We start from the raw sequence: 12,876 nt of genomic DNA on the forward strand, positions 1-12,876 counted from the left end.
CTCGACCTGGCCGTGCACAAACAAGTGAACTGGACTCGATCAACGTACTGGGGGGAAGCAAAGGCATTCCAGCAAATCAGGCTGTCGTCGCGCTGTCGTTCCTGACAACTGGGGGATGAAGCGCAAGAAATGCCCCTCGCCGCAATTCCGTTCGCCTCCCAAAGCCCCACTCCACCGCGCATACAATGCGCCACCCTCATCAACCGATACGCGCGCCATGCCCGAAGAGATCGAAGTCGACACCGACAAACTGCGCGAAGCCATTGCGGAAGAGGTGGAGCGCGAAGGCGGCAACCTGCTCCGCACCGTGGCACTCAGCACGGCGGTGTTCGCGGCCCTTGCTGCGATCACCTCACTGCAAGCCGGCAGCACCGCGAATGAAGCCTTGATCCTCAAGACCGAAGCCACTGCCCTGCAGGCCAAGGCCTCCGATGCATGGGCGTACTACCAGGCCAAAGGCGTCAAGGCGGCCATCGTGCACAACGCACAAAGTGCTTGGAGCGCGGCAGATAGAACGCCACCGGCAAAGCTTGCCGAGGACGAAGCCCGCTACCTCAAAGAACAACACGAAATCGACACCCAGGCGCGCGAACTCGAACACGAGCGCGACGCCAAATCGGCCGAAGCCGATCACCTGATGCACCAGCACCATCGCTATGCCGAATCGGTAGCGCTATTGCAGGTAGGTATTGCACTGGGTGCGGTAGCTGCGCTCACACGCAAGCGTCCCGCCTGGTGGGCTTCCGTTGCCCTGGGACTGGTGGGCTGCGCGCTGTTCGCCTATGCGTTTTTCAGCGGACTTTGAAGCTGCCAGGTGCGGCACACCGTGCTCATAACGCGATGTGCCGCGGGTGATCACAGGGCACTAACCGTCTGTCACTTTCCCTTGCTTCAACTTTTTCGCGTACTGATTGAGAAAGTGAACCGCAACGAGTAACCCGCCCCTGCACTCCAGCGTCAGCGGATCGTGCGTTGCATCCGCTGACATGGCATGGGCTTGCGCGCCCTCGAGCGCGTCGCTGCGAGCAAGCACGCACGCCACCGCATCCACGGCAATAGCAATGCCGGTGAGTTTGATCGAGCGGCGCTTGCGCGCTTCTCTATCCGCGCCTGAAAGAGCACGCGAGCGGTTGCGAGAGAGGGAGGGTTTGTCGCCGGGGGGATCCGACAGGCGAACGGGTGCCGTATGATCGGGCTTAGCCACAATCAACTCTCCTATAGTTGGTTTGGTTAGCGGGTCGTATGGGTAGCCGCCCATGCGATCCGCGCTACTTCACTGCATCGCTGCAATGGTCACCAACGTAGCCCCACGAGAGACAGCGTTGGTGACTGGCCGAACGTAGCGGAAGATGGATGCGCGCGTCTGTAGGGCTTTGCCGCGTCGTCAGGTGAACTTGAGCGCTCTAGTTTGCATCGACGATAGACGCCATGACGTTCAGTCCGTTAGCTCCAATGCATTTATCAGGCTCTTAGCCATGTCGAGTCGGCAGAGAATTCCATAGAGCATCCGACCAACCATCCCCGGGTTAACTGTCGTCTCTCCAGCGTCCGCGGCCAGATCGCTTGCTAGTAGCTCGATGCTCCCTGTAACTACTTGGAGCAAGCACGATTCAACGCATTGGCGCCGACCTACTCCCGATCCGTCCCCGCTTCTTCCGCCTCCCGCAACCCAAACGGATTGCATCGCAGATGAAAACTATCCTGCGACATGCCTTCCTCTTCCTCGGATTGCGCCACTAGTTCAGCGAAGGCCTTGCGCTCATCCGGCGACCACGCCGCATCGCTTGCACCACGACGCACGAGTGCCTTGGCGAGAATCGAATCGCCTTTCTCCAGTGCCAAGCGCAGCGGGTCACTCGCCGGGCTGGCCGGCGTGATGCTGGCACCCATGGCGATCAGCGAACTGAGCACGTTATCCATCCGTCCGCGATAGGTCTCGGCGGCGGTGTTGTTTCCCCAATCGATCAATACCATCCAGAGGTCGCGCTGGGTAGCCGCGTCGATGTGATAGCCCCGTGTCGCCAACCACGCTAGCGTGTGTTCCGCACCACGCGCGGCAGCGGCGAGAATCAGGCTGCCTTCTTTGGCGGATGACGATGGCTTCGACGGATCGGCGCCGGCCTCGATCAAGGCCTGCATGCCTTCGGGATGATCGCCCGCCGCTGCACCCCAAAGTGCTGCGTGGAGATCATCAGCTGTCCAGAACGGCTCCAGCGCGCGGATCATCTCGGGCTGGTAGCGCAAACCTGCCAGGCCAGACACGGGCATGGACATGTCGAACATCGAGCCACCTTGGCAGCCGCGCTTACTGCTGCGCTCGGTATAGAGGTGCTGGTATTGCGCCTTATTGAGGCTGCTCAATTGCCACGCGAGTACGCCTGATGCACGCCGGTCCACGGCTTCTTCCACCCAGGTGTCACCGGCGCAGAGATCGCCACAGAGATTGACCTGGCTCGCGAAGTCCTGGGTGTCGTCCTTGGTGATGGCTTCGACGATCTTGTACTGATGCTCGGCCTGCTTCCGGGTGTGCGCGCTCTTGAGGTCTTCCAGATAGGACCTGGCGACCGAGCTGCCGCCCACAAGCAACACGACACCCGCCAGCCAAGCGTGCACCACAAACGCTTTGCGCTCTGCACCAGCAGCCAGCCGCCAGGGGCGCGCGCCTACGGTGTAGAGCCCGAACAGCAACAATGCGCCACCAGCCACGGCGAGGCAGGCGAGCAGCAGCAGACCCATGGCCATCCCGGTGCCGTAGTCGCCACCACCGCGGCCCATGAAGATCAATGCGGTAACAAGGATCGAGCCCCAAAGTCCCAGGGACGACAGGCCCAGCAGGAATCGGAACCCGGCGTTGGATCGGGTGTTGTCGCTCAAGTGGCCTCCATGTCGCGTGCAAGCCAGTGCGGCCATCAATGTGACGCACTTGGCATTTCCGTCACCCAGGACTGTTGCCTAGGAATAGTCTGATTCTGAGTGATCGCGCAGAAAACGACCATGCCGCCGGCCCTGAGGCGGACTCTCGACGCGCCCCCGCTCGAAAGCACTCCTCCTCACTGGCCTTTTCCGACATGCCAGGAAGGTGTGTACCGGCGAGCACGTCGGCGGCGACCGGGTCTACTGCTGTGGCTCGGTCGCCGGGGATTCTTGGGGTGATGCCGCTACGGGCTATCGCCTTCGAGCCAGTGCCACGCGCCACTCGCTTCGACGTCAAAGCGCTCAACATTGACGGATAGCTGCGCGCCATCCTTGCTGCGCCAGGTTTGCTCGCCACGCCTTCGATCCACGCCGTACAGCGCCGATCCTGATTCGACAGAACATGGCCCTGCGATCACCCCGAGCACATACCCTTCGGTCAACTGCGCCGCGACGCGGTTCCCGTTGACCCACACTTTGGCCAACCTCATAACCTTCGCCCCCTCCCTGTGCTGCCATGCCCATCCCAGGCCCAGCAGTGGGGAAAGCGTACCGAAGGCGGTGTTGTGGATATAGTGACGGCCCGTTTTTGATGCCAAGGCATCCGATGAACCAGCCGCACCCGACGCCCTCCCGCTCTCCCGGCCGACCCACCGCGGGCCCCCAGGGAACCCGGTTGTTTTCCGCCGAGGAGTTGCGTCAACTCGCCAGCGAAGCGGAGACGGCATCGAACGGCCGGGCCAGTCCGCATGATCCGGTGCTCGAAGGTGTCAGCACCGGACTCAAGGGTCGCCGTCATTCCCTGCGCTCGGGCCGCCAGACCGTTGGCCGGCGTAGTGACAACGACATCGTGATCGATGATCTGAGCGTCTCGGCGTCGCACGCGTGGATCATCAATCAGCACGGCCACTACTTGATCATGAATACGCTGTCGACCAACGGCACCTTCGTCAACGACAAGCGTGTGCATGAGGCGGTGCTCAAACACGGCGACCGCATCCGCCTGGGGCAGGCCGAGTTTGTATTCCGCACGCGCGAGCGCGGTCTGCCGACGCCCTCCCTCCTTAGCTATCTGGCCGCTGGTTTGATGGCAGCCATCGCCCTGGGCGTTCTGATCTGGCAGCTTGCGAAGTAACCACCTCATGACCGACAGCTTTCCGCGGAGCGTTGGCCGCTATCGCATTGACGGCATCCTCGGCCAAGGCGCGATGGCCGTCGTCTATGCCGGGTTCGATCCGGACATCGAGCGCCAGGTGGCGATCAAATGCCTGCATCGAGAAGTAGCTGACGATCCTGGCTATCGCAAGCGCTTTCAGATCGAGGCCCGTGCTGCCGGCCATCTGACTCACCCCCACATCGTTACGATTTTCGAGGCGGGCGAAACCGACGATGGACGCCCGTATATCGCGATGGAGCGACTGTCCGGCGAGACGCTGGCGAGCCGCGTCGCCAGTGAGGGCTTTCCTTCGCCAGAGATAGTTATCGAACTGGCGAGCCAGATCGCGGCGGGACTCGACTATGCGCATGCGCAAGGCATCGTCCACCACGACATCAAACCCGAAAACATCATGCTGGCCGATGGCTGGCACTACGCGAAGATCGCGGACTTCGGCATCGCCGAGCGTCGCCGAACACGCCAGACCTCGGGTAGCGCACCCAAAGAGATCGGCGGCACGCCGACGTATATGGCAATGGAGCGCCTGCGTGGCGAGCCCAGCGATGCGCGTAGCGATCTGTTCTCGTTGGGCGTGGTGTTGTACTGGCTGATCGTTGGCAAGTCGCCGTGGTCGGGAACCGGTGACGTGCAGGAGCTGCTTAAGGAACGCCTGCATACGCCGCTGCCCACGATCGAACCGCGTGATCCGGCGACGCCTTCGATGCTGGTCGATGTTGTGCGCACGTTGCTGGCTCCCACCGCAGATACGCGCTATCAGCGCGGCGCCGAGGTAGTCGATGGCCTGCGTGCAGCCCGACGAGAGTACGAGCGCCTGCATGAGAAGCCGTTGACCGCCCGTATCATTTCGCTGCGCCTGCGCTGGGCCAGCATGCTCGGCGCCATTCTTACGCTGGTGCTCCTGCTTGGTCTGGCCGCGATCTATGCGAAGCAGAACAGCGCCGCCACCGGGCTGGCTCAGGATTTCGGCCAATCCATGGGACGCATGATCGCCAGCGAGTCTGCCGAGAATTTGCTACTTGGCGATCGCGCAGCGACCCGCGCGCTGGTCGAGGACATTTCGCGCAATCGGCAGATCCATTACCTGGCTATCGCGGATCGCTCCGGCCACGTGGTCGCGAGTACTCGCCCGGATGAAATCAACGGCGAACTCCCCGCCCCCGCCGCATCGCAGCGACAGGCCACGCCAGATGGCAGCGAAAGCTATCTCGCCAAGGACGACTCACAGGCGGATGAAACCCTGATGTTCGATGTGCCCATCCGCTATCAGACCAAGGCGGTGGGCGAATTGCGGTTGGGCATCAACACCGAACCGCTGCGCGCGGCTCAGAGAACCACGCTGTGGGTGATTGTCGCCGTGCTGTTGGTGACGCTGATTGCCGTGGTGGGTGCGGCCTACTGGCTGTTCCGTCAGCCGCTGATGTTGCTGGATCTGCTGGGCGACGCTTTGCTGCGTGTATCACGCGGCGACTTCGCCCATCGCATTCGCCTGACTCGCCGGGACGAACTTGGGCAGCTGTTCCATACGTTCAACCTGATGAACAGCGCGCTGCAGTCGAAGCAGCAGCCACGACCGCGTACTCCCCGGCAGGCTAAGGCTGGCGACGTTACGCAACCAACGCAGGTTATGCCTGCGCCATCGCGCGAAAGGGAGCCCGGCTAAAGCCAGGCTCCGGCAACCGCATGCTCACAGTTGCGTGAGCCGTTTCTTGAGTTCCAGCGCGCGTGCGCGATAAACCGTGGCCGGCTCGTAGCTGGGGTCGATCGCCAGTACCCGATCCCATAGCGCAATGGCGGGATCAAGTTGTTGGTCGCGATACAGCACGATCGCGCGCTCGTGGTACGAGGACAGCAACTGCGTACGCAAAGACGATGCCTCGCTTCCGCTCGGCTTGAGTTTTGGATCCAGGCTCAATGCCTCGCCGAGACGAGCCAACGCCTGCGCCTTCTGCCCCTGACTGGACAGGGCGACACTTTCCTTCTGTAGGCGAGCCGCTTTCGCTGTGGGCGATTCGGTGTCCGACACGGCACTGGGGCGCACTATCAGCGTGTCGTCGGATGACGCCTCGCTACCGCTGTCCGCCACCAGCCCTTGCGACGCGACGTTCTTGGCCGACGCCGGCAAGCGCAATGTCTGGCCGGCACGCAGCAAGGAAGGGTTGGTCGAGCCGTTGTAGCGCGCCAGCACCAGAAACAGATTCGCGTCACCGAGATAGCGCGCGGCGAGGGAACTGTAGGAGTCGCCCGACTGCGCGACATACGTTCGAGACGAGCTGCCAAGCATCTGTGCCGGATCGCTCGTGAGCTGACGCAGCATGCCCTGCGCCGAGCGGTCACCGGGATGCTGCCGCAGGTATTGCCGCAGGGCCTTTTCGCCAACGGCGTAATGCCCTTGCTGCAGATCGCCATTCACGATTGCCGCGAGCGAAGGCTCCCGCCCTCCTTCGGTACTCGCCATCTCGACGGGCTTTTCCACCGTTGCGGCGGGAGCATTGTCGGACGACGGGCCTCCCACCTTCGACTTGAGTGCCTTCATCTGCGCGCAACCGGCCAGGCCGAGCATTGCCGCGGAAAGAACCACCACCGCTGTGGCCCGCTTCCACGGGAAGCCGACGGCCACATCCCCCTGTACCTTCATCATGCTTGCGTCACTGCTCCACGCGAACCGGCTGTCAGGCTAACTCATCCGTGGAAACGAAAATCAGCCGGTCTTCACTGCTGTATTGGCGGGCTTGCCGCACTCCGGGCAGAAGCGGCTGCCGGCTGGCAGTTCTGCCTGGCAGCCAGTGCACTGATCCGGTGCCGCCAAACGATGCCCGCAATCAGGACAGAACTTACCGCCCCTCGCTTCGCATCCGCACTGCGGGCAAACCAGCTGCCGCTCGGTAGCGATATCGACCTGGCCGGCCTGACTCTTGCCCAGTTCGCGCGCATTGTCCTTGGCCGCCTCCAGCTTGCCTTGATGGCGTGCGGCCTGGACTTGCGTGGAGATATCAGGAGCGCAGGTCTGGCACAGCCCGCTATCGGTACTGAAGCAGCGGTCGCATACGTAGTGATGGCAACTGGCGCAGCGATGGAAATGGTTCTCCGCGGCGGTAATAGCCTCCTTGAACGCCGCATCACGAGACGTGCCCCAGCCGGCTTTGGCGATACCTTCCACCGCATTGTCCAGACTGCCGCCCAGACCGCCGAGCAGATTGCTGGCCAAGCTACCGATTTCCCTCATCCAGCCCGATGCCTGACCGCTTCGGTAAGGCGCGAAAGGCGAGCGCCATGTATCGCTGCAGCTCTGACAATAAAACTCGAACTGGAAACCCGCGCCGGTACCGTATTGCTGACTCAGGTCGTGGTAGTTGTTGGAAAAGTGCAGGTCGTCGCTCATCGTTCCCTCGTTGGCGTCATCAAGGCCGCAGCTATCCGGGCCGGGAAAACGCGGATTATGCCTAATCCATTAGGACGAAAGTTCGCTGGCCATCACCTTGATCCTGCCTGCTCGGAGCAGCCCATTCTGTGCGAGCAGCCTTTGACCTTTCTGCTGTCGATAGGCTGACGGAAACCGCACAAACGCTCGCTTTCGAGTCTGTGATCCCCTCGCTTAGCGCCGCCGTTTATCTAGGACTATTCTGATAGACGCTAGATGGGGCATGCCGGAATCTTTGCTCGTCCTCCAGGAACGGTCCACTGAAGGGCAACGGGCAATTCGGTCCCCTGCTGATGCGCCCACTGGCCCCCGCAAGGGGGCCTTTCTCTTTCTGAAACGGGAAGGCTGCTTTCCAATTCGATACGCGCTGGCTGAACGGATGGAGAGCGTCATCTCGACACCCCTTCCTAGTAGCTCAGTCGTTCAGGTGAAAACTCTTAGCCTCATTCCTCGGAAGGGGGCTTCCACTCCATGCCACATGCGCATGACTATCCAGCTCAACGTCTAGGGAGACCTGATATGAAACGCTTCTTCGTCGCTACGGCGTCGCTATCGCTGCTTGCGCTCTCCATCAGTGCGGTAGCCGCACCCTGGCAAGGCAGGGATCGTGATCAGGACCACGGGTGGTCGGACGATGGGCACGGACATGGTCATGGCCGCGGCCATGATGATGATGACAATGATCGCGGCCACGGCCACGGCCGAGGGCATGACGACGACCGTCACGACAACGGCCGCCACCTCGGCTGGGACAAGCATTACGGACGCGGCGACCGCCTGCCCGAGCGCTATCGCGTTCGCGAGTACTACGTCGACGACTACTACCGCTATCACCTGCATGAGCCGCGCCCGGGCTATCGCTGGGTCCGTGGTGACGACGGCCAGTTTGTACTGATCGCGATTGCCACCGGCATCATCACCGACATCGTGCTTGGCAACTAAACGGAGATGACCATGTTGATGCGCAATGTACTCTTCGCAGGAATGACGGCCGCCGCCGTCCTGAGCCTGTCAGCCTGCAACCGTGAAGCCAGCGCCGATGCCGGCGCCGGCATGGCCGCGGCCCCCGGCGGTTCGTCGGCGGCCGACAACGGCGCCAAGTACGCCCGTGTGATCAGCGTCGACCCCGTCCGCCAGACCATCAACAATCCCAAGCAGGTCTGTCACGACGAAGTGGTCTCACACACCGAGCCGCCCAAGGATCAGCATCAGATCGCCGGTATGGCGATCGGCGCGGTGGCCGGTGGCCTGCTGGGTAACCAGGTCGGCGGTGGCAAGGGCCGCACGTTGGCGACCGTCGCCGGTGCCGTCGGCGGTGGTTACGCCGGCAAGAAAATCGAAGAAAGCCGGCAGCAGAACCAGGTAACGCAAACCACCGAACGCCGCTGCGAAACAGTAAACAACAGCAGCAACAAGATCGTCGGCTACGACGTGCGCTACGAATACAACGGCGTCACTCGCACACAGCGTATGGATCACGACCCAGGCGATCGCGTACTGGTGCAGGAAGGCGTTACCGCCGTCTCGTCAGCTCGCTAAGGCAACTCGACTCGGTAAGCGCTGTTGAAATCAGGGCTCAGGAACACGTTGCGATGTTGGCGGCGTGTTGCTGAGCCCGCTTTGTTTCTGACGCCAGTGCGCAGGCGAGCTGGGTGCGGCGGTTGCTCCAGACATTGCGTCCATCCGTAGCCTTGCACATCGACAAAATCCTCAGAAACAAAAAACCCCGCGACTAGGCGGGGTTTCATGCGTTCCAGAAATCTCGTGAGACTTGCCGAAACTGCTGTTGGTGCCCAAGGGGGGACTCGAACCCCCACGACTTGCGTCGCTACCACCTCAAGGTAGTGCGTCTACCAATTCCGCCACCTGGGCAGGTGTCTTACTTAATTTTTCTTCGCGGGTTCCGTCGCTGCAGGAACTTCGCTGGTGTTCTTGGCTGCGGCCGGGACGTCGCCAGCGGCAGGCTTGGTGGCCTGCGGCACTTCCGCATTGGCCGGGGCCGGTGCGGAGGGCTGCGCATTTTGCGTGGCAGCCGGCGGGTTGGCAAGACCGGACATCACGCCCAGATCGCCACCGGTGTTCTGCGGCGCACCATGACGGCTCAGGTAGATACCCATGCCAAGGCTGAGCAGGAAGAACAGCGCAGCCAGCACGCCAGTGGCGCGCGTCATGAAAGTGGAGGAACCGCGCGCACCGAACACGGTGGCGGAAGCACCGCCGCCGAAACCGGAGCCCGCATCGGCACCAGCGCCGCGCTGCATCAGAATCAGCACGATCATCGCGGCGGCGATCAGGATGTAGAAGACGCTGAAAATGACGAACATGGGTTTCCGGAAGTCCGTACGCTCAGTGCGCCGCGGCGCAGATACCGAGGAAATCGGCAGAGGTCAGTGAAGCGCCTCCGATGAGTCCCCCATCCACGTCCGCTTGCGCGAACAGTTCCGCGGCATTCGCCGCTTTGACACTGCCGCCGTAAAGCAGCCGGGTCAGACCGCCGATCATAGCATCTTCCTTCGCCAGTTGGCTACGGATGAACGCGTGCACTTCCTGCGCCTGCTCCGGGGTCGCGGTGCGGCCGGTGCCGATGGCCCACACCGGTTCGTAGGCGATCACAGCCGTGTCGAAACTGCCGATACCATTCAACGCGATCACGGCCAGTAGCTGCCTGGCAATCACCGCCTCCGTCTCGCCGGCCTCGCGCTGGGCCAGGGTCTCGCCGACGCAAAGGATCGGAGTAAGGCCGCCGGCACGGGCGGCAGCGAACTTGCGGGCAACCAGCTCGTCGCTCTCGCCGTGATACTGGCGACGCTCCGAATGGCCCACCAGCACCCACTGGGCACCGCTGTCGGCCAGCATCGCCGCCGACACTTCACCCGTATAGGCACCCTGCCCTTCGTGCTCACTGACGTCCTGCGCGCCGAAACCCAGGCCCGAACCAATGTGGCTGTCGGCCAACGCGGCGATATAGGGAAATGGCGGGAACACCGCAACATCGATCGCGGACGGCTTGCCGGCGACGATCTCGCCGACCAAAGCCTGCGCCATGGATCGGCTGCCATGCATCTTCCAGTTACCGGCAACGAGCTTCTTGCGCATGGCCTGCGTCCCTTCCCTAAAAACGCGAGAGCTTAGCGAGCTGCCCCTGGCGCGGCAACGCCATGCCGGCTGGCGCACGACGGCGGCAGCCGGCAAGATCGCGGGCATTCACAAAACCGCGAGAGATACATGCCGCCGTCCCGTCCGCTCAGCCTGATCACAGGCGCCTCCGCCGGTATCGGTGCCGCTTTCGCCCGCGACCTCGCAGCACGCGGGCACGACCTCGTACTTACCGCCCGCCGCGTCGATCGACTGGAAGCCCTTGCCGAAGCATTGCGGCGGCAACATCAGTGCCAGGTCACGGTGCTGCCCTGCGATCTGGCCGATCCCGCCGCGCCAGAACAACTATGCAACGCCCTGGCCCAGCGCGGACTGCACGTGGACTGGCTGATCAACAACGCCGGCTACGGTGTGCCTGGCACGTTCGAGGCGACCGCGTGGAAGACGCACGCGGACTTCATCCAGGTGCTGATCACCGCACCGGCCGAACTCGCCTGGCGCTTATTGCCCGGCATGCGCCAACGCAGCTACGGACGGATCGTCAATGTCGCCTCGCTGGCCGGCCATGTGCCGGGCTCCGCCGGGCACACGCTGTACGCCGCATCCAAGGCCTACCTGATCAAATTCTCGCAATCGCTGGCGCTGGAGAACCGGCATCTCGGCATCAACGTATGCGCGCTTTGCCCCGGCTTCACCTTGTCGGAATTTCACGACGTCACCGGCACGCGCGATCTGGTCAACAAGATGCCCAGCTATATGTGGCAAACCGCAGAAGCGGTGGTGCAAGAAAGCTACGAAGCAGTGGAACGCGGCGAGATCGTCCACGTCACCGGTCGCTTCAACCGCTTCATCAAGAGCCTGGTGAAGCTGATGCCGGATCGCATGGCGTTGTGGTTATCGGCGCGCGAATCGAAACGCTACCGCCACGCCGACTAACCGCCAATCCATCGCGCCAGCAGGAAGGCGGCCGCTGATGCGATGCCGCCGACCAGCATGGTCTGCAACGCACCACGTCCCATGCCGATACCGGTGAAGCGCGCCTTGGCCGCACCGAACAAACCCAGCGCCACCAGCGTGCAGATCACCGACACCGGCAAGGCGCGCGACAGCCCGCCAATCAACATGTAAGGCAACAGCGGCACCAGACCACCGACCACATAAGCACCGCCGATGGTCAACGCGCTACGTAACGCCCGTCCCGGCTCCGGCTGTTCCAGCCCCAGCTCGAAACGCATCATGAAATCGACCCAGGCGTCTGGGTCAGTACGGAAATGCGCCAGGATCGGCGTGCAGGCCGCGCGGTCGAGACCATAGTGCGAAAAAATCTGCACCACTTCGTCTTCTTCACGATGCGCCAGCTCGCGCACCTCATAGTGTTCACGCGCCCGTTCCGAACGGTAATGATCGGCGTCGCCGCGCGCGGCCAGATAGCCGCCCAACCCCATCGCGATCGCACCGGCGGCAATCTCCGCGACGCCCGCCACCACCACCACGCGGCTCGCCGCCACCGCGCCCGAAAGGCCCGCTGCCAATGCAAACGGCACGGTAAGCCCGTCGGCCATGCCGATCACCAGATCGCGCACGGTATCCGATGCGGTGAAGTGTTTTTCCGTATGCGGTGTCAGCGGCATGGCGGCGCTCCAGTGGAAGACGCGCCACTTTACCCGGGACTGGAGCGAGCCTCTCGATTAAGAAAGCGAATTACTGGCGTTTGCAGGTCAGTGTGTCGCCCACCACGAACTGCCCCTCCTTCATCACCTGCCAGTCGACCTGCAGGTCAGCCCCCTTGCGCAGATAGACGAAACGCTGCGCCGGCTGTACCTCCGTCGATGAAGTCCAGGTGAGCGTGTCCTGCACCCAACCGTCCGAGTTGAAACGCCGCGCACCACCAAAGTTGTCCTGCACGGTCGCGCTGTAGCGTTGCGCTTTGGCGTCGTAGGCCCAGGCCTCCACCGCCCGATAACGCGCCGGTGCCACATCGCCATGATGCTTGAGCACGGCTTCGCCGCCGAGATCCGGCTCGAAACGCATGCTGGAATCGATGGTCTTGCCGCTAGCTGGGAACACGCCATGGCATTGCCAGTGGCCGATCAGCCCATCCATGGCACGCATGGGTGCCACGACCGGTTCTGCCGCCATAGCGGCCGTGACGCAACACGAGGCAACCACCCAGACGGGTAACAGCGAAAGTCGCATGACGGCGCTCCTTTGAAGAGGAGCCGAGGCTAACGGACTTCCGGCCGGTTCCCGCCGGCCGGAAGTCATGCCTGGC

At 62.7% G+C, this 12,876-nt stretch carries 15 protein-coding genes and 1 tRNA gene; 6 read left to right on the forward strand and 10 right to left on the reverse strand.

Features of this window, described 5'->3' with window-relative positions:
- Positions 1-217 precede the first annotated feature (217 nt).
- Entirely contained in the window at positions 218-805 is a 588-nt protein-coding gene (locus ISS97_RS19060; protein ID WP_379984600.1) for a DUF4337 domain-containing protein, read from the forward strand.
- Positions 806-865: 60 nt separating this feature from the next.
- Here the strand turns inward: ISS97_RS19060 and ISS97_RS19065 are convergent, their stop codons facing one another.
- From ISS97_RS19065 to ISS97_RS19075, 3 genes are all read right to left on the reverse strand, one after another.
- Entirely contained in the window at positions 866-1,204 is a 339-nt protein-coding gene (locus tag ISS97_RS19065; RefSeq protein ID WP_379984599.1) for a hypothetical protein, read from the reverse strand.
- 425 nt (positions 1,205-1,629) lie between these two features.
- Complete coding sequence (locus tag ISS97_RS19070; RefSeq protein ID WP_379984598.1) at positions 1,630-2,874, reverse strand: hypothetical protein; 1,245 nt, start codon at positions 2,872-2,874, stop codon at positions 1,630-1,632.
- Between the two features lie 284 nt (positions 2,875-3,158).
- Positions 3,159-3,404 (reverse strand): hypothetical protein, encoded by a 246-nt coding sequence (locus ISS97_RS19075; RefSeq protein ID WP_379984597.1) that lies wholly within the window; start codon positions 3,402-3,404, stop codon positions 3,159-3,161.
- 185 nt (positions 3,405-3,589) lie between these two features.
- Here ISS97_RS19075 and ISS97_RS19080 point away from each other — a divergent pair, with 185 nt between their 5' ends.
- Together ISS97_RS19080 and ISS97_RS19085 are read left to right on the forward strand one after the other, a co-directional pair.
- Entirely contained in the window at positions 3,590-4,048 is a 459-nt protein-coding gene (locus ISS97_RS19080; protein ID WP_379984596.1) for an FHA domain-containing protein, read from the forward strand.
- A 7-nt stretch (positions 4,049-4,055) separates the two neighbouring features.
- Complete coding sequence (locus tag ISS97_RS19085) at positions 4,056-5,750, forward strand: protein kinase domain-containing protein (protein WP_379984595.1); 1,695 nt, start codon at positions 4,056-4,058, stop codon at positions 5,748-5,750.
- A gap of 24 nt (positions 5,751-5,774) precedes the next feature.
- Here ISS97_RS19085 and ISS97_RS19090 read toward each other — a convergent pair whose 3' ends face one another.
- Together ISS97_RS19090 and ISS97_RS19095 are read right to left on the reverse strand one after the other, a co-directional pair.
- Positions 5,775-6,728 carry a LysM peptidoglycan-binding domain-containing protein gene (locus ISS97_RS19090; RefSeq protein WP_379984594.1) on the reverse strand — a complete coding sequence of 318 codons (954 nt, stop codon included), beginning with the start codon at positions 6,726-6,728 and terminating at the stop codon, positions 5,775-5,777.
- A gap of 60 nt (positions 6,729-6,788) precedes the next feature.
- Positions 6,789-7,469: a zinc ribbon domain-containing protein gene (locus ISS97_RS19095; RefSeq protein ID WP_379984593.1), complete on the reverse strand. Its 681-nt coding sequence runs from the start codon at positions 7,467-7,469 to the stop codon at positions 6,789-6,791.
- A gap of 558 nt (positions 7,470-8,027) precedes the next feature.
- Between ISS97_RS19095 and ISS97_RS19100 the strand changes: the two genes are divergently transcribed.
- Together ISS97_RS19100 and ISS97_RS19105 are read left to right on the forward strand one after the other, a co-directional pair.
- Complete coding sequence (locus ISS97_RS19100; RefSeq protein WP_379984592.1) at positions 8,028-8,450, forward strand: RcnB family protein; 423 nt, start codon at positions 8,028-8,030, stop codon at positions 8,448-8,450.
- Between the two features lie 6 nt (positions 8,451-8,456).
- Positions 8,457-9,047: a glycine zipper 2TM domain-containing protein gene (locus ISS97_RS19105; RefSeq protein ID WP_379984590.1), complete on the forward strand. Its 591-nt coding sequence runs from the start codon at positions 8,457-8,459 to the stop codon at positions 9,045-9,047.
- 248 nt (positions 9,048-9,295) lie between these two features.
- Here the strand turns inward: ISS97_RS19105 and ISS97_RS19110 are convergent.
- The 3 genes from ISS97_RS19110 to tpiA form a co-directional block, all read right to left on the reverse strand.
- A tRNA-Leu gene (locus ISS97_RS19110) sits at positions 9,296-9,380 on the reverse strand.
- Between the two features lie 11 nt (positions 9,381-9,391).
- On the reverse strand, positions 9,392-9,832 hold the full coding sequence (secG, locus tag ISS97_RS19115; RefSeq protein ID WP_379984589.1) for a preprotein translocase subunit SecG: 441 nt from the start codon (positions 9,830-9,832) through the stop codon (positions 9,392-9,394).
- A 22-nt stretch (positions 9,833-9,854) separates the two neighbouring features.
- Complete coding sequence (gene tpiA, locus ISS97_RS19120; protein ID WP_379984588.1) at positions 9,855-10,604, reverse strand: triose-phosphate isomerase; 750 nt, start codon at positions 10,602-10,604, stop codon at positions 9,855-9,857.
- Between the two features lie 129 nt (positions 10,605-10,733).
- Between tpiA and ISS97_RS19125 the strand changes: the two genes are divergently transcribed.
- Positions 10,734-11,540: an SDR family NAD(P)-dependent oxidoreductase gene (locus ISS97_RS19125; RefSeq protein ID WP_379984587.1), complete on the forward strand. Its 807-nt coding sequence runs from the start codon at positions 10,734-10,736 to the stop codon at positions 11,538-11,540.
- Here the strand turns inward: ISS97_RS19125 and ISS97_RS19130 are convergent.
- Together ISS97_RS19130 and ISS97_RS19135 are read right to left on the reverse strand one after the other, a co-directional pair.
- Positions 11,537-12,235, reverse strand: coding sequence for a VIT1/CCC1 transporter family protein (locus ISS97_RS19130; protein WP_379984586.1), 699 nt, complete (start codon positions 12,233-12,235; stop codon positions 11,537-11,539). The genes ISS97_RS19125 and ISS97_RS19130 overlap by 4 nt on opposite strands.
- Before the next feature lie 70 nt (positions 12,236-12,305).
- On the reverse strand, positions 12,306-12,800 hold the full coding sequence (locus ISS97_RS19135) for a hypothetical protein (protein WP_379984585.1): 495 nt from the start codon (positions 12,798-12,800) through the stop codon (positions 12,306-12,308).
- Positions 12,801-12,876 lie beyond the last annotated feature (76 nt).

This window comes from Dyella koreensis, assembly GCF_044904565.1.
Classification (GTDB): Bacteria; Pseudomonadota; Gammaproteobacteria; order Xanthomonadales; family Rhodanobacteraceae; genus Dyella_D; species Dyella_D koreensis.